Source organism: Paraburkholderia sp. SIMBA_054 (assembly GCF_046534875.1).
GTDB lineage: Bacteria > Pseudomonadota > Gammaproteobacteria > Burkholderiales > Burkholderiaceae > Paraburkholderia > Paraburkholderia hospita.
On the sequence record NZ_JAWRXV010000019.1, the window covers coordinates 95,097 to 114,333 of the forward strand.

General features: G+C 61.5%; 14 protein-coding genes and 1 pseudogene. 10 read left to right on the forward strand and 5 right to left on the reverse strand.

Annotated features, from left to right (window positions below; all coding sequences use genetic code 11):
- Nucleotides 1–39 precede the first annotated feature (39 nt).
- The 4 genes from SB822_RS23360 (at nt 40) to SB822_RS23375 (ending at nt 4,411) form a co-directional block, all read left to right on the forward strand.
- Nucleotides 40–1,704, forward strand: coding sequence for an electron transfer flavoprotein-ubiquinone oxidoreductase (locus tag SB822_RS23360; protein WP_103153683.1), 1,665 nt, complete (start codon nt 40–42; stop codon nt 1,702–1,704).
- 13 nt (nt 1,705–1,717) lie between these two features.
- Nucleotides 1,718–2,560 (forward strand): 3-hydroxybutyryl-CoA dehydrogenase, encoded by an 843-nt coding sequence (locus SB822_RS23365; RefSeq protein WP_086910310.1) that lies wholly within the window; start codon nt 1,718–1,720, stop codon nt 2,558–2,560.
- Nucleotides 2,561–2,688: 128 nt separating this feature from the next.
- Nucleotides 2,689–3,438 carry an electron transfer flavoprotein subunit beta/FixA family protein gene (locus tag SB822_RS23370; protein WP_079499643.1) on the forward strand — a complete coding sequence of 250 codons (750 nt, stop codon included), beginning with the start codon at nt 2,689–2,691 and terminating at the stop codon, nt 3,436–3,438.
- 25 nt (nt 3,439–3,463) lie between these two features.
- Complete coding sequence (locus SB822_RS23375; RefSeq protein ID WP_090838728.1) at nt 3,464–4,411, forward strand: electron transfer flavoprotein subunit alpha/FixB family protein; 948 nt, start codon at nt 3,464–3,466, stop codon at nt 4,409–4,411.
- A 46-nt stretch (nt 4,412–4,457) separates the two neighbouring features.
- Here the strand turns inward: SB822_RS23375 and SB822_RS23380 are convergent, their stop codons facing one another.
- Nucleotides 4,458–5,510 carry a LacI family DNA-binding transcriptional regulator gene (locus tag SB822_RS23380; RefSeq protein ID WP_086910592.1) on the reverse strand — a complete coding sequence of 351 codons (1,053 nt, stop codon included), beginning with the start codon at nt 5,508–5,510 and terminating at the stop codon, nt 4,458–4,460.
- A 762-nt stretch (nt 5,511–6,272) separates the two neighbouring features.
- Between SB822_RS23380 and SB822_RS23385 the strand changes: the two genes are divergently transcribed.
- The 6 genes from SB822_RS23385 (at nt 6,273) to dctA (ending at nt 12,449) form a co-directional block, all read left to right on the forward strand.
- Nucleotides 6,273–7,556, forward strand: coding sequence for an MFS transporter (locus tag SB822_RS23385; RefSeq protein ID WP_090838726.1), 1,284 nt, complete (start codon nt 6,273–6,275; stop codon nt 7,554–7,556).
- Between the two features lie 26 nt (nt 7,557–7,582).
- Nucleotides 7,583–8,569: a fumarylacetoacetate hydrolase family protein gene (locus tag SB822_RS23390; RefSeq protein ID WP_410855741.1), complete on the forward strand. Its 987-nt coding sequence runs from the start codon at nt 7,583–7,585 to the stop codon at nt 8,567–8,569.
- Between the two features lie 99 nt (nt 8,570–8,668).
- Nucleotides 8,669–9,019 carry a hypothetical protein gene (locus SB822_RS23395; protein WP_079499640.1) on the forward strand — a complete coding sequence of 117 codons (351 nt, stop codon included), beginning with the start codon at nt 8,669–8,671 and terminating at the stop codon, nt 9,017–9,019.
- A gap of 131 nt (nt 9,020–9,150) precedes the next feature.
- The gene (locus tag SB822_RS23400; RefSeq protein WP_090838723.1) at nt 9,151–9,738 is read left to right on the forward strand and encodes a cytochrome b; all 588 of its coding nucleotides are present in this window, start codon (nt 9,151–9,153) and stop codon (nt 9,736–9,738) included.
- A gap of 438 nt (nt 9,739–10,176) precedes the next feature.
- Nucleotides 10,177–11,145 (forward strand): LysR family transcriptional regulator, encoded by a 969-nt coding sequence (locus SB822_RS23405; protein ID WP_090837463.1) that lies wholly within the window; start codon nt 10,177–10,179, stop codon nt 11,143–11,145.
- A complete protein-coding gene (gene dctA / locus SB822_RS23410) occupies nt 11,142–12,449 on the forward strand; it encodes a C4-dicarboxylate transporter DctA (protein WP_090837466.1) in 1,308 nt (435 codons plus the stop codon). The genes SB822_RS23405 and dctA overlap by 4 nt, the downstream gene beginning before the upstream one ends.
- Nucleotides 12,450–12,488: 39 nt before the next feature.
- On the opposite strand, the gene SB822_RS23415 is transcribed toward dctA, so the two are convergent.
- The 4 genes and pseudogenes from SB822_RS23415 to SB822_RS23430 form a co-directional block, all read right to left on the reverse strand.
- Nucleotides 12,489–13,271: a substrate-binding domain-containing protein gene (locus SB822_RS23415; protein ID WP_079499637.1), complete on the reverse strand. Its 783-nt coding sequence runs from the start codon at nt 13,269–13,271 to the stop codon at nt 12,489–12,491.
- A 53-nt stretch (nt 13,272–13,324) separates the two neighbouring features.
- Nucleotides 13,325–14,622: pseudogene (locus SB822_RS23420) on the reverse strand (MFS transporter).
- Between the two features lie 196 nt (nt 14,623–14,818).
- On the reverse strand, nt 14,819–17,518 hold the full coding sequence (locus tag SB822_RS23425; protein ID WP_090837473.1) for a CoA-binding protein: 2,700 nt from the start codon (nt 17,516–17,518) through the stop codon (nt 14,819–14,821).
- 10 nt (nt 17,519–17,528) lie between these two features.
- Nucleotides 17,529–18,827: an ATP-grasp domain-containing protein gene (locus SB822_RS23430; RefSeq protein ID WP_090837475.1), complete on the reverse strand. Its 1,299-nt coding sequence runs from the start codon at nt 18,825–18,827 to the stop codon at nt 17,529–17,531.
- Between the last annotated feature and the right edge of the window lie 410 nt (nt 18,828–19,237).

Here is a 19,237-nt window from a genome sequence, read left to right on the forward strand (position 1 = left end):
GTGAGCGGGAGCGGCGCAGTCAGACTGGAACCTTGAGAAATGAATCCCCCCGAACTTGGCGGCTCGCGCGAGTCGATGGAATACGACGTGGTGATCGTCGGCGGCGGCCCGGCGGGGCTTGCTGCTGCGATCAGGCTCAAGCAGCGCGCCGTGGAGAAAGGCGTTGAGATCGGCGTTTGCGTGCTTGAAAAAGGTTCGGAGATCGGCGCGCATATTTTGTCGGGCGCGGTGATGGATCCGCGTGCGCTTTGTGAGCTGATTCCTGATTTGAAAGACAAGGGCGCGCCTTTGAACGTTGAAGTGACTGAGGACCGCTTTTTGTTCCTCTCGCAAACGGGCGCGAAATCGGTGCCGAACTGGGCGCTACCGGACAATTTCAAGAATCACGGCAACTATGTGATCAGTCTCGCGAACGTCACGCGCTGGCTGGGCCAGCAGGCCGAAGCGCTGGGCGTGGAGATTTTTCCGGGCTTTCCGGCCGCTGAAGTGCTGTACAACGAAGATGACTCGGTCAAAGGCGTCGCGACGGGCAATCTCGGCATCGGCAAGGACGGCGAGCCGACCGAAAACTTCCAGCCCGGCATGGAACTGCACGCAAAGTACACGCTGTTCTGCGAAGGCGCGCGTGGGCATCTCGGCCGGCAACTGTCGGACAAATTCAAGCTGCGCGACGGCGCCGATCCGCAGGTCTACGGCATCGGCATCAAGGAACTGTGGGAAATCGATCCGGCGAAGCACAAGCCGGGTCTGGTGATCCACACGGCCGGCTGGCCGCTCGATACGCGGACTTACGGCGGCTCGTTCCTCTATCACATCGACAATAACCAGGTGATGGTGGGCTTTGTCGTCGGCCTCGGTTATTCGAATCCGTATCTGTCGCCGTTCGAAGAGTTCCAGCGCTACAAGACGCACCCATCGATTCGTGCATTCCTTGAAGGCGGCAAGCGCGTGTCGTATGGCGCGCGGGCGATTACGGCGGGCGGCCTGATGTCGCTGCCGAAGCTCGCTTTCCCGGGCGGTGCACTGGTTGGTGACGACGCAGGCTTCCTGAACGCGTCGCGGATCAAGGGTTCGCATGCTGCAATCAAGACAGGCATGCTCGCCGCCGACGCCGCGTTCGATGCCGTACAGGCTGGCCGCCACAACGACGAACTCAGTGCGTATCCCGAGTCGTTCAAGACTTCGTGGCTGCACACCGAACTCTATCGCGCACGCAACTTCAAGCAGTGGATGAGCAAGGGCCTGTATCTCGGCACGTTGATGGTCGGCATCGAACAGAAGCTGCTGGGCGGCAACGTGCCGTGGACGCTGCATCACCAGCATTGGGATCACGAGATGCTGAAACCGGCATCGCAGTGCACGCCAATCGAGTATCCGAAGCCGGATGGCAAGCTCACGTTCGACCGTCTCTCGTCGGTGTTCATCTCGAACACGAATCACGAAGAGAATCAGCCTGCGCATTTGACACTCAAAGACCCAACGGTGCCGGTGAAGGTCAACCTGCAAACCTATGCAGGCCCGGAAAGCCGTTACTGCCCCGCAGCTGTCTACGAGTTCGTGAAGAACGACGACGGTAGCGAGCGCCTCGTCATCAACGCGCAAAACTGCGTCCACTGCAAGACCTGCGATATCAAGGACCCGACGCAGAACATCGTGTGGGTGACGCCCGAAGGCGGCGGCGGTCCGAACTATCCGAACATGTGATTGAAGGGGAGATATGCAAACGATCGGAATTGTAGGTGCCGGACAGATGGGAAGTGGCATCGCGTTGGTTTGTGCAACAGCCGGCCTCAACGTGATCCTCAACGATCTCGACGAGCGCGCGGTGGAACGCGGCATCGAAGGCATTTCGGCCAATCTTGGGCGGATGGTGTCGAAGGGAAAAGCGACTTCGGACGAAGCGACGGGAGCGTTGGAGCGGATCAAGGGATGCGCAGTGCTGACTGAACTCGTCGAATGCGATCTTGCGATCGAAGCCGCGACCGAGAACATTCAGGTCAAGGAGGAGCTTCTGAGGAAGCTGGATGCCATCGTCCAGCCAGGCGCGATCATCGCGACCAACACTTCGTCGGTATCCGTCACGAGACTCGGTGCGACGCTCGCTGACCCGCGTCGCTTCATCGGGATGCACTTCTTTAATCCCGTTCCCGTAATGGCACTGGTCGAAGTCATCCGTGGGCTGCAGACCAGCGATGCCACGTTCGATACGACTATTGCCCTTGCGAAGCGCATCGGGAAGAGCACGATCTGCGTGAAGAATTCACCGGGCTTCGTCGTCAATCGCATCCTGATACCGATGATCAATGAGGCAGTGTTCGTCCTGCAGGAAGGTCTTGCTGGCGCCGCAGAGATTGATGAGGGCATGAAGCTCGGCGCAAATCATCCGATCGGACCGCTGGCGCTGGCGGACCTTATCGGGCTCGATACGACGCTCGCGATCATGAACGTGCTGTACCGGGATTTCAACGAGCCGAAGTATCGCCCGGCGCCGTTGCTCAAGGAAATGGTGGACGCGGGTTACCTCGGGCGAAAGAGCGGGCAGGGTTTTCACACCTACTAACCACTGCTCGATGCGAACTCGGGTCCAATAGACGTGGAGTGTCCGGCGGCGGGCTCCCTTTCGATACATCGAATTACGTCGAGCAGATCTCGGCGGAGACGATCGTTTAATGTTGAGGATGAGATATCTTGAAGATCATCGTTCCTGTCAAGAGAGTAGTTGACTACAACGTGAAGGTCCGCGTGAAGTCGGACAACACGGGTGTCGACATTGCGAATGTGAAGATGTCGATGAATCCGTTCGACGAAATCGCCGTCGAAGAAGCTGTGCGTCTGCGCGAAGCGGGCGTGGCGACGGAAGTGATCGCCGTGTCGGCGGGCGTGACGCAATGTCAGGAAACGCTGCGCACGGCGCTGGCGATCGGCGCGGACCGCGCGATCCTGATCGAATCGGGTGAAGACCTGCAGCCGCTGGCTGTGGCGAAGCTGCTCAAGGCGCTGGTCGACAAGGAACAGCCTCAACTGGTGATTCTCGGCAAGCAGGCCATTGACGACGATTCCAACCAGACGGGCCAGATGCTCGCTGCGCTGGCCAATCTGCCGCAGGCGACGTTTGCATCGAAGGTTGTGGTGGCGGATGGCAAGGCGACGGTGTCGCGTGAAGTCGATGGTGGTGCGGAAACGTTGTCGCTGACATTGCCCGCAGTCATCACGACCGATCTGCGCCTGAACGAGCCGCGCTACGTGACGCTGCCGAACATCATGAAGGCGAAGAAGAAACCGCTCGAAATCGTGAAGCCCGAAGACCTGGGCGTCGATGTGACGCCGCGTCTGAAGACGCTGAAAGTCAGCGAACCGCCGAAGCGCTCGGCTGGTGTGAAGGTGGCCGATGTGAAGACGCTGGTCGAGAAGCTGAAGACCGAAGCCAAAGTGCTTTGATCGACGGACACGCGGAGACGAATAAATGACGATTCTGGTAATTGCTGAACACGACAACGCGGCGCTGAAGGCAGCGACGCTCAATACGGTTGCTGCCGCGCAGAAGATTGGCAGCGACGTTCATGTGCTGGTTGCAGGCCACAACGCGCAAGGCGCGGCTGATGCCGCTGCGAAGGTGGCGGGCGTGGCGAAGGTGCTGCTCGCTGACGCGCCGCAACTGGCAGCAGGCCTCGCGGAAAACGTCGAGGCAACGGTGCTGAACATCGCGAAGGATTACTCGCACATCCTCGCGCCGGCTACGGCTTACGGCAAGAACATCGCGCCGCGCATCGCGGCGAAGCTCGACGTCGCGCAGATCAGCGAGATTACGGCTGTGGTCAGCGCCGATACGTTCGAGCGCCCGATCTACGCAGGTAACGCAATCGCTACGGTTCAATCTGAAGACCCGATCAAGGTCATCACAGTGCGTGCAACAGGCTTCGATCCCGGCGCAGCAGAAGGTGGTAGCGCATCCATCGAGAAGATCGACGCAGCGGCTGACGCAGGCATCTCGCAGTTCGTGAGCCGTGAAGTGACGAAGCTGGATCGTCCGGAACTGACGTCGGCGAACGTCATCGTGTCGGGCGGTCGTGGTCTGGGCAGCGGCGAGAACTACACGAAAGTGCTGGAGCCGCTGGCCGACAAACTCGGCGCGGCCATGGGCGCATCGCGCGCAGCCGTCGATGCTGGCTACGTGCCGAACGACTATCAGGTCGGTCAAACCGGCAAGATCGTTGCGCCACAGCTTTACATCGCGGTCGGCATCTCCGGCGCGATCCAGCATCTCGCCGGCATGAAGGACTCGAAGGTGATCGTCGCGATCAACAAGGACGAAGAAGCGCCGATCTTCAGCGTCGCGGATTACGGTCTGGTCGGCGATCTGTTCACACTAGTGCCCGAGCTCGTCGACCAGCTTACTGAGGCTCATCCTTAGATGCATCAGTGAATCTGCCAGCACGACCACCGGGCATGACGGCCCATCAAACCGTGGCTCCACGCATCGAAGCGCGCGTTGATGTCTTCGCCACGGGCCCAGGCTTACGTGTAGTGCCGCGCAAGATGAGTGTCGCGGGCGAGATCGACGTGTACGGGGAAGCGCTGGCCGAATTCTGGCGGATGTGATGGACAAACCAGAGCCCGCAGGCAGTGGCAAGGTCGTGTACGGGCAGCCCGACCGTGGTGAGTCCCGGTCCCCACCACCGGAACCCAAGTTCGTCGCCGAACCCGACGACCGACAGGTCATCGGGAACCCGCACGCCTTGGGCCGTCAGTTCTTCCAGGATGCCCTGGGTCATCTGGACCGAACCGGCGACGATCGCCGTCGGACGCTTGGGCAGCGATAGCAGCTCCCGGGTCGCGCTGCGGCCGAAGTCGGCCTCGCTGGGCGCGCCAAGTTGCACGAGGGCGGGGTCCACGGATTCACCGCCGGGGAGCGCCTTGTGATAACCCTTCAGCCGTGCCGAACCGGTAGGCAGCTCGTCGGTGCCGCCGATGTAGCCGATCCGGCGATGACCTAGCTGCACGAGATGACTGGTCGCCTCGAAGATCGCCTGCGTATCGTCGATGCCGAACCATTGGTCACCGATCGTAGGATGTCTGCGCAGCAGTTGCACGTGCGGCGATAGCTTGAGCAACCGGACCGTTTCCCGGTGGGGCTTTGCGGTCGGCACGATGATGATCCCCGCGACGTTCGCGCTGGCGAGTTCACGTACGTTGTGTAATTCGACCATCCGGTCATCGTCGGTTTCCGACAGCGCCAACTGATATCCGGCTCCCTGCAGGCACTTCGACAGCGCATGGGCGATAGTCGCGTAGAAGCCGTTCCTGATGTCCGGCAGGACAAAGCCGACGAGGTTGCTCGAGACGCCGCGCATCATCCGCGCAGCCAGATTGGCCACGTAACCCATTTCATCTGCCACTTGAATCACCTTCTGTTTCGTGGCTGCGCTGATTCGTGGGTCGTCGGCGAGCGCCCGTCCTACCGTCGAGGGCGAAACCTGCAGGCGAGCAGCGATGTCTTTGATCGTGATCATAAGATGTCCATGGAAGGCTTTTTTATAACGATAGCACAACGTTTGCGTCCTACCGACCAAACCCCCGCCTCGCTTTGCTGGCCGCACACTGCGACGCGACTTCGCTCGGCCTTCCGGAACTCATGGCAATCCTGTCGCGCTGAATCAAAGGCCGAATCAATGGAATGATCAGTCAATTTCCACCGAATATTTCTGCCCTTGAATGCTAACGTGAGCGCCTGCCGAATAGATATATTTATTTGACGATCGTAGAAAGCGACACTATCATCGTGCTAACGTTAGCGCAGTAAGAGCGAGGCAGTACGTGAACACCGGCAGCGGCCATCGTCGAAGTCGTGTCGCCATTGGCTTTCTTTACTTGAGCAGAGATGGCGTAGGTGGATTCGCACCGGGTGCCCGTCGAACGCAAGTGATCGATTGGGCTGCTTGTGAAGAGGAGATGGACGCGATGTTTGAAGAAGGGTCCTTGCGGTTTCATGTCGAAAAGTGGTTCGGGCGAACAGCTATTTCGTCATTGGAAGTCAGCCGCGTCTGGCCTGAGAGGCTGGGACGAAGCCGATGTGTCCGGGTCGTGTCGTCGAATTCGCGCAGCACCGTGACGATCTTTTTCTTCCAGCACGGCGACGGTAGATGGAGTGTCTCGCCACCCGATATCAGACGCGCAACGTTGGCGATTTCAAACCGCTAGCGCCATGTGCGGTAGCCCCTGGCAACGCAGCACTGAACCACGACTAAACAAATGCAATACATGGAGACACCACAATGAATGCACCTCGACATGACGTCCGCCGCGAGCGCAGGACACTCGCGCTTCTCGGCATCGGGTTTGGACTGGTGGGCTTCGATCGATGGCTGCTGGCTCCGCTTTTTCCACACATCATGCGCGAGCTCGGGCTGAACTATTCGCAGTTGGGCAGCCTCGTGGGCATACTGGGCGTTGCGTGGGGCCTTTGGTCGATCGCGATGGGTCCGCTTGCAGACCGCATCGGTCGAAAGAAGATCCTGGTGACGACGATGATCGCTTTCTCGCTGCTGTCCAGCCTTTCCGGATTGGCAACGGGCTTTATCAGCCTGCTGCTATTGCGGGCGGCAATGGGCGTTGCCGAAGGCGCATTTACGCCAGCGAGTATCGCAGCGAACAGTGAGGCTTCGCTGCCGGCGCGTCGCGGACTGAATCAGGGGATTCAGATCAGCATGATTCCTTTGATGGGTCTCGGCTTTGCGCCTATCGTCGCCACACAGTTGCTTCAGGTCGTTCCGAACTGGCACTGGGTGTTCACGCTGTCGGCGGTTCCCGGATTGATCGTTGCAGCGCTTATCTGGCGCTACGTGCGTGATCAGGTTACGTCGACGGTACGCATGTCGCACGAACCTGTCGAACGGCCGCGCTGGACTGCGCTCTTTGCCAACCGGAACGTCACCGTCGCGACGATCGCAATTCTGTGCGCGATGAGCGGGATCTTCGTCATAGGCGCGATGGTCCCGACGTACCTGGTTTCTGTCGTCCATCTCGACATGCGAAGCATGGGATTCGTCGCCTCGGCAGTGGGATTTGGCGGATTCATTGGGTGCTTTGCGCTGGCCGGCTTGTCGGACTTCATCGGTCGCCGGCCAACGGCCTTGATCGGATTCGTCTGTGCGGCCGCTCTTTTGTATCTGTTCTCGTGCACGGGTCCCAATCCCGTCTTGCTGTTCGTTTTGCTGTTTGGTGTCGCAATGTTCTCGATGGGTCTGTTGAGTCTGCTCAGCGGTCCCGTCGCGACGGAAGCTGCTCCCGTCGGACTCATCGCGTCGACGATCGGATTCGTGTCGGGCGTGGGCGAGACGTTTGGCGGCGGTGTCGCCCCCGTCATCGCAGGATTCATTGCGCAGCATTTTGGTCTTGCACGTACGCTTGATTTCGCGCTTTACAGCCTGGCCGCAGGTGCAGTGGTCGCGTTCTTCCTCATCGAAACGGCACCGCGCAAGCGCCGTGACGGGAATGCACAGACGCAGCCTGCGCAGGACAGTATCGGAGTCGTCATCGCACGTAACGGTGACGCATGATTCGCCCCAGCGAAACGACCACTGCCATGCTTCCCGTCCTTGTCAATGTTTCAATTGCTCAATGCATTCCGTTTCCCGCGTTGTCGATCGGCACGCATGCACTCGCGTTAGCCCATTGGGCGCATGTTGGCTTGCGCGGGACGGGGTGTATCGATACCTTCTTGCGCGAGTGGGAGGCAAACGCACCCTCGCTCAAGCAGATCTGCGCTGACCCCGCGACCACCGACGCGATCGTAAAACTTGGCGTGCCGCTCTCGAACTTTCGAGTGCATTCCCCAGTAGCGCCCAGGCAGGTCTATTGCACGATCGGCAACTACCGCGACCAGCTTCTGCAAGCTGCTCTCGATGCCGACGATGGACCGGACGGTCCGGGCGCTGCCGCACGCCGCGAAGCGGCGCTGAATTCCATTGAAGCGCGATGTCGCAATGGCGCGCCATACATCTGCCTCAAAGGTGCAGCGTGCGTGTCAGGACCTCACGATCCCCTGGCTATCTCGCGCGATATCGAGACGCTCGACTGGGAAGTGGAGATCGGTGTCGTGATCGGTAAACGCGCAGCGCATGTCCGGGTTGAAGATGCGCTCGATTGCATCGCGGGCTATTGCATCGTCAACGACATCACATTGCGCGATCGCGTATTTCGTCGGGATACGCCAGCGATGGGGACGGACTGGCTGCAATCGAAATCACGTCCGGGCTGGCTCCCTGCCGGGCCCTGGATGGTTCCCGCATGGAATGTCGTCGACGTGACGCAACTCCGGTTATGGCTTCGTCTGAACGGGTCCTTGATGCAGGACGGCCTTGTCAGCGACATGCTCTTCAGCATTGGCGAGCAGATTGCCTGTCTTTCGAACTCGACACGGCTGGAGCCCGGCGACCTGATATGCACTGGCACGCCGGCCGGCATTGGCAGCCACTATGGGCGTTACTTACGTCCGGGTGATGTTGTCGAAGCAGGTATCGAAGGTCTTGGTTCCCAGCGTGTGATGTGCATCGGGCAGTCAAACGCTTGATCAACGCGTAGCCGAGTAAAACAGGTCTGGTGTCCTTCCAGGCCTGGAACTCTGTAGTTTGTTGAAACCTACAACATACATTTCATAGAGGAGATCACCATGCGGAAAGGTTCACGACATTGGGTCGCGGCGTTGCTGATATCGGCGGTGCCGCTCGTCGCGGAAGCACAGGGGGAGATGGCGAGTGCGCCAGCGCAGTCGAAGCCGGATACAGCGACGGCGTCGGCGAGCAGAGCCGATAGCAAGGCACAGAAGCAGGCGCTCAAGGAGCAACAAAAGGCTGAGAGAAAGCAGGCACGTCAAGTCAGGAATGCCGAACTGAAGAACCTCGAGCGAAACGGTTATGGGCCGCAGGCAGCGCCTGACCAGTATCCCGAGAACCTTCTTAATGCTGAGCGCAAGTCCGCCCCTCAGAAAGCGATCCCCGCGGGGCCAGCATCTTCGAACTGATCATCTCTGGCAGCATCACTTCGTAATAGATCCAACATGCCTACATCGGCGGACCTTGAGGCAAGCGCCTGTCCGCTCGCCGCCAAAAGGCTCCGCTTAGCCCCGGCGAAATAAACCATCAAGGAGTTGAAATGGAAAGGAGACAATACACGTCGATCGCGAAGGTTCTCCACTGGACGATGGCCGTAGTGATCATCTGTGCATGGATTGCGGGGTATTACTCCAGCACACTGAGCTTGCCGCAGAAAATCCAGGCCGACAGCATCATGCTGCACAAGTCGATCGCGACGATCACGCTATTTCTGCTGGCAGCGCGGATTCCCTGGCGGCTCATTCACGGCGCGCCGGAGGCGTCGTGCGGCGTTCCCTCGCTAGAGCGCGCAGCAGCGCGTTTTGGGCACTTGCTCCTGTATATCTGCATGCTTGTGCTGCCAGTTTCGGGGTGGCTTTGGAGTTCGGCGGCAGGATTCAAGATTCCGGTTGCCGGCCTTTTCTTCTTGCCGCCGCTGATGGACAAGACGCCTGCGCTCGCACCTATCTTCAAACAGATGCACATCTACCTGGCATACACGATTGCTGTCCTGGTCTGTGGGCATGTATTCATGGCGTTGAAGCACTACTTCGTCGACCGCAGCGATTCCCTCGAATCGATGCTGCCGTCCTGGTGCAGTCGTCGGAGAGAGAACAGTGAGCAGAAACATCAATCGTCCACTGGCTAGATAACGGTTTCAGCAAGGTTTGTGTGAGAAACAGGCGAGCAGAAGCGGTGTAGAGATGGCGATATCCTTGCCGGTTCGGCAAGAGATTCATGCGTGGCGTAGCCGATACAACAAAGCGAGCCTGTAGCCAGACTGACTTCCGTCCCATTCGCGCGCGAGAGCGCGAATTTTTGCCCGGCGATCGCCGGGTTCTTTTTTTTTTGCGAGCAATGCATCCAATTTGCCCTTGGTCCTGGATACAGTACTAGTACCTCTTTCTTATACTTTGCGGAGTAGCGTAGGGGTCATCATTCGACGAGTGAACATGATCAGCCTTGATGTGAGCCCATCGCTCCTCAACTGCGGCATTCACGGAATCTAACGCGGCACGGGCAATATTGTCGGTCGAACTCGTCTGGATTCACGCAAAATATCAACACCGACAATGCGGAGATAGGCGTGGGCGTAAACTTCGACCTGAACGACTTGCAGGCGTTTCGAGCCGTTGTGGAACTGGGAAGCTTCCGCAAGGCCGCCGATGCGGTCAACATTTCTCAGCCGGCCTTGAGCCGCCGCATCGACAAGCTCGAGGCGGCACTTGGCGTGCGCCTCTTCGAGCGCACCACGCGCAGCGTCACGCTCACCACCGTCGGGCGCGTGTTCGCCCCGAGCGCGGAGCAACTGCTCGACGATCTCGACGTCGCGCTGCTTGGCATCCGGGATGTCTCGTCGAGCCGCCTGGGCCATGTGACGATCGCCTGTGTACCGTCGGTGGCCTACTATTTTCTGCCAAATGTCGTCGCGAGCTATCACAGCCGCTTTCCGCGCATCAGGGTCAAGCTGCTGGACTCGAGCGCGAACGAGGTGCTTGGCGCCGTCATCAGCGGCGAAGCCGATTTTGGTGTGAGCTTCATGGGCAGCCAGGAGTCCGAGGTCGAGTTCAAGGTCCTGTTGCAGGAGCGCTTCGTTGCTGCGTGCCGTCGTGACCATCCGCTCGCGCACAAGAAGCGTGTGACCTGGAACGAGCTTTACGAGCACGAGTATGTGTCCGTCGACAAGACCTCCGGCAATCGCCTGCTGCTCGATCAGGCGCTCTCCGCCGTGGCCCCGCGCGTGCCGAGCGTCTGCGAGACGCGCCACGTCACTACCATGCTCGGGCTGGTCGAAGCGGGGCTCGGCGTCGCGGCGGTGCCTTCGATGGCCATGCCCGGGCGCGATCACCCCATCCTCACGAGTGTGCCGCTGGTCGATCCCGTGGTGAAAAGGCGCGTGGGAATCGTGACGCGGCGCGGACGGCCGCTAACGCCGGCCGCGCAGGAGTTTTACCGGACGATCATTGAAATGAAGCGCGGCGTTGTCGTGAACGGCGATGTCAAGGGCAGTGGTGTGAACACGAAAGAGAAGACCAGAAGGAAGACAGCATCGTGACGTTGGCAAGGCCACTTCGGTTGCTTTACGTGCAGGTCCTGCTGGGCATGGCGCTCGGCATGAGTTTGGGCCACGTGTGGCCACAAGCCGGCGCTTCGCTCAAGCCACTCAGTGACGCGTTCGTCGGTCTGGTGCGGATGATGATCGCGCCGATCGTCTTCTGCACTATCGTCTCAGGTATCACGTCGCTCGCAAGCGGCACAACGATCGGACGCACGATCCTCAAGGCACTGGCACTCTTCTATTTCCTGACGGCCATCGCGCTCGTGATCGGCCTTGCAACCGCATACGCGCTGCGCCCCGGTGCAGGCATGCACATCGACCTGCATCATCTGGACACGAGCCTCCTCGCGCAATTTGCCGCACGCTCGCAGCCGCGCGGTGTCGAGGAGTTTGCGTTGAGCATGATTCCCGAGACGCTCGTCGGCGCATTCGTGAAGGGCGAAGTGCTGCCAGTGCTTCTGCTTTCTCTGCTCTTCGGCTTCGCGCTGAACGCGAACCCGCGTGCGGGGCGGCCGGTGCTCGAACTCATCGACGGGGTCGCCAGCATTCTCTTTCGCATTCTCGCGATGATCATGCGGCTTGCTCCCGTCGGCGCGTTCGGCGCGATGGCATTCACCGTGGGCCGCTTCGGCATCGGCTCGGTCAGCTCGCTCGGCATGCTGATGGTGTCGTTCTATCTGGCGTGCCTGCTGTTCGTCGCACTGGTCCTTGCGCCGCTCGCACGGCTGCACGGCTTCGCGCTCTGGCGATTGCTACGCTACCTGCGCGAGGAGCTCGCGATCGTTCTCGCAACCTCTTCGACGGAACCCGTCCTGCCGCGACTGATCGTGAAGCTGGAGGCACTTGGCTGCGACAAGGGGATCGTCGGCCTCGTCCTGCCCGCAGGCTACTCATTCAATCTTGACGGCACGGCGATCTATCTGACGCTCGCTTCGGTGTTCATCGCGCAGGCGTGCGACGTACCACTTACCTGGCCGCAGATTGCGACGATGCTCGCCGTCATGCTGCTCACTTCCAAGGGCGCGGCGGGCGTGTCCGGCAGCGGGCTCGTCGCGCTCGTCGCGACGTTGACCGTGATTCCGGATTTGCCCGTCGCCGGGGTGGCGCTGCTGGTGGGGATCGACCGGTTCATGTCCGAGGCGCGCGCCCTGACAAGCGTGATCAGCAATGCCTGCGCGGTAATCTTCGTTTCGCAATGGGAGGGTGCTTGCGACCGGGTGCGTCTTTTCCAGATGCTGCGCGGCCCAGCGCCGCGCGACGCGGACGACATCGACGCCCGCGCCACGAACACGCCTGGCTGACCGGCAGGCGGCTTATGGCACGCATTCCGGTTCGCCGTATCAATGCATAGTGACGGAATCGAGCCCGGTCGATTTCACTTCGGGCTGCACTTCGGGCGAAGCGAGATAGTCGAGGAGAGTTTTCGCCTCCTTCGGATGCTGTGCGCCGATGGGGATGCCGGCAGCGAAACGCGTGACGGACTGCAGGGACTCGGGAATCTTTCCGACGTACGTCGCGCCCTTGATGGGCAGCAACTCGCTCACCTGCTGGAAGCCGATTTCGTAGTCGCCGTTTGCCACCACCGACGCCACCGGAATCCGCGGGATCATTTTCGCCTTCGGCTTGACCTGATCCTCGATGCCGAGCCGCTTGAAGAGCTCACGCTCGATATAGACGCCGCTCGCGCTATCCGAGTAGGCGATCGACCTGGCGTGGAGCAGGGCTTGCCTGAGCGCCTCGACCGAGCCGATGTCGGGCTTCGCGGCGCCTTCGCGCACGACCATGCCGATGCGCGAATCCGCCAGTTCGACCCGCGATCCGGGGACGATCTTGCCTTCCTTGATCAGATCGTCGAGCGCATAACCGACCATGATCACGACGTCGGCGGGCTCGCCGCGCTCGAGGCGGTTGGGAATCGCCTCGGGTGATTTGCCCATCGAGGGCCCAAGCGCGGTGTCGAGCGTATTGCCCGTAGCGGACGCGAATCTCGGGCCGAGCAACTTATACGCGGCGGTGAAACCGCCCGAGCTCATGACGTGCAGGTCGGCGGCCTGCACGTTCGCTGCGGCGGTCGACATTGCCACGAGCGCTACGGTGCAAAGTTTCAGAAGCAGGTTTTTCATGGATGAATGCGTATCGGGTTGCGTGTTCAGGAGTATGCGGGACGAGAGCCGCATCAGTGCGCTGGCGTCAACGTCACTGCGCGGCGGCGATAGAGCGCGAACGTCGCGCACAGGGCGCAGACGGCGGCGAAGCTCATCCAGTAGCCGGGTGCGGCCTTGTCGCCGGTAATGTGAATGAGGGCGGTCGAGATCGCGGGGGTGAAGCCGCCGAACACAGCCGTCGCGAGACTGTAGGCCAGCGAGAAGCCCGCGACGCGCACTTCCACTGGCATCACTTCCGTCAACGCGACGACCATCGCGCCGTTGTAGATGCCATACATGAACGAGAGCCACAAGAGCACGAGCAGCATGTTGACAAAGCTCGGCGCGTGAGCGAGCAGCGACAGTGCCGGGTAAGCGGTCGCGATGGCGAGCGCCGTCATGGTGAACAGCAGCGGCCGGCGGCCGATCCTGTCGGAGAGCGCCCCGCCAATCGGCAGCCAGACGAAGTTCGACACGCCGACGCACAGCGTCACGAGCAGGCTGTCCGCGGTGCTCAGGTGCAGGACCGTCTTGCCGAAGGTCGGCGCGTAGATCGTGATGAGGTAGAAGCTCGTGGTGGTCATCGCCACCAGCATCACGCCGGCGACCACGACGGCCCAGTTCTGGACCAGCGTGCGGAACACCTCCTTCATGGTCGGGCGATGCTGGCGCGCCTTGACTTCTGCGTTTCCTCGAGATTGCGGCGCAGCATGAAGATGAACGGCACGATCATGCAGCCGACGAAGAACGGCGCGCGCCATCCCCATGCCGCGATGGCCGTCGCGTCCAGCCATTGATTGAGCGCGAAGCCGAGGCCTGCGGCCACGACGATCGCCACCTGCTGGCTCGCGGACTGCCAGCTCGTGAAGAAGCCCTTGCGGCCGGGCGTGGCCATCTCGGCGAGATACACGGACACACCGCCCAGCTCCGCGCCCGCGGAGAAGCCCTGCAGCAGTCGCCCGATCAGCACCAGCGCCGGTGCCAGGAGGCCGATCGTGGCATAGCCCGGCACGAATGCGATCAGGATGGTGCCGCTCGCCATGATGGAGAGTGTGACGATGAGGCCCTTGCGGCGGCCGACGTCGTCGATGTAGGCGCCAAGCACAATCGCGCCCAGCGGCCGCATCAGGAAGCCGGCGCCGAAGACCGCGAAGGTCATCATCAGCGAGGCGAATTCGCTCGCGGCGGGAAAGAAGACGTTGGCGATCTGCGTAGCGTAGAAGCCGAACAGAAAGAAGTCGAACTGCTCCAGGAAATTCCCGGCCGTCACGCGGAATACCGCAGCGGCCTTCGAACGTCCGGGCGAAAGGGTAGAGGACGAGGGGTGCATCGAGGTGTCTCCTGAAATCCTGTAAATGCGCGGTGATCCGGCGGATTGTCGTTTCGGGAATGTTCGCCCGGAACCGGCAAAACGATAAGTGCAATGTTCTGAACGATTGATGTTCACTGGTTATCAATCGATGCCGTGGCGGCGCCACGCCTTCCATTGCAGAAGCGCGTGGCGGCGGCCCTCAGGGGCCTTTCGGTCAGGCCACGAAGCGGCACTGCGAAGCGGCCGTGCGCGTGTCCATGTTGCGTCCGCGATTGAGGTGATCGTCGATTTCCGCGGCGCAGCCGAGCATGCGCGGATACAGGAAGATCGTGAATGCGGCGGTTTCGAGGTCCGCCTCGCTGAACTCCCCGCGCCGCAGCGGCTGCCATAGCATCTTCAGCAGCAGCGCGGCGATTACCGCATCGACGTTGACGCAATAGACATTGCGAGACACGCCCGCGTCGAACAGCGCTTGCACCAGCGCACGGTAGTACGCATGAAACGCGTTGTATTCGCCGCGCCCTTCATACAGATTGGCGATGAACACCTCGCGCGGATCGTGGTTCACCGGCTTGTCCTTGAAGACCGGGTGATTCACGCCCGGAAGCTTGGCGATGTCGAGGCTGCCCGCATGCTTCTGGCGCGCCTTGTATTGCGCATACCGCTCGGCGGATCGCAGTGCGAGCGCTTCGAGGTCCACGCCGTGTTTCGGGTCGGCAGGATCGTCGAGGCCGCTGTCGCGAAACGCGTCGTTGAGGAACGCGATGCCTTCGTAGCCGTTGCCTCCATGCGTATAGCCGGTGTGCGTGAGAAAGCCGGCCAGCGCCTTGTTCAGTTGCACCCGCTCGGGGCTCTCGGGGCCGTCGGCGGATACCGCGCCCTTCGCGCCCTGCGCCGAGATTGCGCCGGGTCCGTTCGTGAGCAGCAGGCCGACGAGGGTCTTGAACGCAAACAGGTCGTCCGCGGTAGGTCTGCGGTTGAGAAGCGCCGCGAAGGCGATCTCGGTCAGCGTGCGTTCGCCGAGCAACGCTTCGGCGCCGACGCCGCAGAAGCTGTCGGGGCCGTGACGCGACGCGTCTGCCGAGGCGCCGATCAGCGTGCCGAAAAGCTTCGTCCACCACGGCAGGCTCTCCGCCGTCAGACGCGAGATGCGTTTGCGCATGAGCGGGCCCCAGGCGAGGGTCGTCGTGATCGCGGCGAGTACCGCGTCCGCACGCGGATGGCCAGGGCCGCACGCCAGCCAACGAACCAACGCCGAACTCACGCCGCGCGCAGCCAGACCCGCGAGCAAAGCTTCAGCCTTCGGGTCGCTTGCTTCAGAGAAGAGCGCTTCGCTGCCGGTGGTATCGACGGCTTCGACATCGAACGTCACGTCGAATGCGTTCGTGAGCTTCGCCGCCGCGAAGCGGTCGATCATCAGCTTTGCAGCTTCGCGCGCCGCACGCTGGCGATTCGGCCCGACAATCGCCGCCGCCGCCGCGAGCACCGCGTTGGGCGCATTGCCCGCCTCGCGTGCGGCCTGCGCCGCCGCCAGTTCGGGCGTGCCGTGCAGGTTCACCGCTGCGCCGACGGCCACATTGATGAGCTTCTCGTCGTTTGTTCCACCGAACTCGTGCAACAGCGCGAGGCAGACGTTCGCTTCGAGCGAACGCGTCGCCGCTTCTAGCATCGATGCGCCGTGCAGGCTGCTCACCTGCGTTTTCGCGTCCATCTGCGAGGCGCCCGAGGCGTCCTTCAGCGTCTGGCGCGGCGGGATCGCGCCGATCTGGCCGTTCACCCGCGCCACCTGCTCGTTGTAGGGCGCGACCGCTTCCACCACCGGAAGGGCGAGTTCGTCGGGCAGTTCAAGCCCTTGGTCCGAGCCGAACCACGGTTTGAGCGCGAGGCTGCCCTCTGGTTCGAAGTCGGGCATCGTCGCGTTGGCGCGCATCACTGCCGTGAGCGCGGCGGGAATGTGCGCGATGTTCGTCACCACCGCGCCCCTGGCCGAGCAGCACGGATCGTCCGGTGTAAAGAGCCGCTCGACGCCGAACTTCTCCATGAACCAGCGCTCCTTGGCAAGCGCATCGTCGGCGCCGCCCGCCATCGCGCCCGCATGTCCGACCGCGCGCGTAAGGCGGCTCTTCCAGCGGCCCACCACGCACGCGACCACCGGCTTGGTGAACGTGGCGTCGGCCTCGTAGTAGCCGCCCGGCTCGCAGTACAACACGGCAGCCTTGCTGCGCGCGTCGTTGGCGAGAGCGAACGCGAACTCCGGCGCGGCGTAGTGGATGTAGACATCCTTGCCGCTGGAAATGACGGTTGACGTACCCCAGCCGCTCATCCGGAGATACTGCGCGATGGTGGTGCTGAAGCCGCCTGAGTTCGAAAAGATTGCGATCGAGCCCCGGCGCAATGTCGCAGCGGGATCGTCGCCGCCGAGCGCGCCGCCGATGCGCACGCTCTGCCACGAGTCCGCGACACCCAGCCCGTTCGCGCCGAAGATGTCAATGCCCGCCTGCTGGCCCATCGCCCGGATCTCACGAGCGTCGTGCACGGCGATCTTCTCCGTGATGATGAAGATCTTGCGCAGATCGGGATTCACGCGGATCAACTCGGCCACACCGTCGCGCGCAGCCGACGGCGGCAGGTACACGACGCCGCAATTGAAACGGTGCCCGGCTTCGAGGCCTTCGCGCACGTTGTTGTAGACCGGGATGTCGCCGGAGGGCGTCGCGAGCACCTGGCCGCCTTTGCCCGGCGCGGTGCCGAACACGATATTCCCGCCGGAGAACGCATGGCTTACGGGTGTCACATCCGACGATTCACCACCGAGGATATTGAGCACGCACACGCGGTCCTCGCGCGTGGCGATCTGCGCGAGCGACTGGATGCCGACGAAATACTTGAAATGACTGCTGTCTTGCCTGTACATGTCGGTCTCCTTACGCCTGTGCTGTTTCTGACTGCGCCTCGCGTGCGCCGATGCGCACCGCGACCTGCGCGCGCCCGCCCGATTGCATCCACGCATCGGCCTTGCGTGCGTACTGGATGACTTCGCTGATGTCGGAATCGAAGCCGAAGAGGCGATAGGGGAGGCCGAGCGAATCGCAGGTATCGCGCAGCGCCGACATGCCACGCACGAGGTTCGGACCGCCGCGCCCGAGGACGACGTAGAGTGGTGTCGGGCCGTGCTCGCTGAAATGCTCGCGCAGTGCGTCGGACATCGCGCGCAGTGTCTCGTAGATATCGGTGTTGTTGGATTTGCCACCGATGATGAACAGCACATTCGACTGCTTCAGCCAATGCCTGAAGCAGATGCGCGCCACTTCTTTCATCTTCTCGTAGGGGGGATTGCCGCCGAAGTCCGACGAGATGACGGCGGCGTCGCCAAGCATCTCCGTGACAAGTGAGTTCGCGCCGCCGCCGAAGGTGGGCGCGAGGATCGTGCCGCGGTCGTTGATCACGTACACATCGCTTTGGCCCTGATGCGTGCGAAGCTGGTTGATCTCCTGCTCGAAGTCCGAGTAGTCGGCGGCGAACAGATGCGCTGGCAGGCCGAGGCGCGAGAAGCGCGGATCATCGCGATCGAAGCCGCATTTGAAGTCGCACGCCACGGGCGTGAGACGCCCTTTCTTGTCTTCGCGCATGCGGATCGGATTGAGTTCGAGCGTCGTCATGCCGAAGTCGTGAAAGAGCTCCCAGAGTTTCGGCAATTGCTGCACGAGCGGCGAGATGATCTCGCGCGGCGCGCCGATCTCGCTGAGTGCGTTTGCGACGACGAACGCCTTCAGCCCGGTCAATGCATCGAAAGGCACCATCGCGACGTGCTTCGGATCGACTTCCTCGATGTCCATGCCGCCCATGTGAGAGAGCGTCATCGTGGGGGCGCGAAAGCGGGTGGAGTCAGTGATCGAGAAATAGACTTCGTGCCTGGCTGGCACACCCGCTTCGAACGTCACGCCGTTCGCCTTTGCCCTCATGTGGCCCACGACGTGCTCGGCGAAGTAGAGCCGCTCCTTTTCGGCGAGGGCCGTCTTGAGGTCGGACGCGCGGCCGAGCAGGCCGGACTTGCCCTTTTTGCCGACGCCGCCCTTGAACACGGGCTTTATAAAAACCTGGCCGTGACGGTCGATCAGCGACTTGATCTCTTCTTCGCTCGCGCCGGGGCCCAGCACTTCGCTGGCCGGGAATCCGACGAATTGCAGCAGGCGCGCGCCGTCCAACATTCCGGTGATCTGCATGTGAGTGTCTCCTGAATTTTCAAGGCAATGACGAATGAAGTAAGTACTCGGAATTCATCTAGCTCGCTGCGGCAGGCGCAAAAAGCACCGCTGCCCTGGGCGCGCTCGAAGCGGCGGCAGAAATGACCTAGCGAAGTGTTGTGATGCGAGACGCGCGTCGGTGACGGGTCGCGGTGCCCATGACCGGGCTCGCGCTGGAATGCGGCGAAACGCTGTTCACGTTTCGAGCCTGTCTCCGATACGTTCTTCTGTAGATGCGTTTATGAACCTCTTGAGCACCGATATTTGCTCAAGACGTCCGAAACGAGAAGTGCGATTTTTGGATGCATTGATGTTCAATGGTTATCAATGCGGGCTTGACCTGCTGTGCCTAAATCCAGTTAGCGACGTTATCTGGATGACTTGTTAAA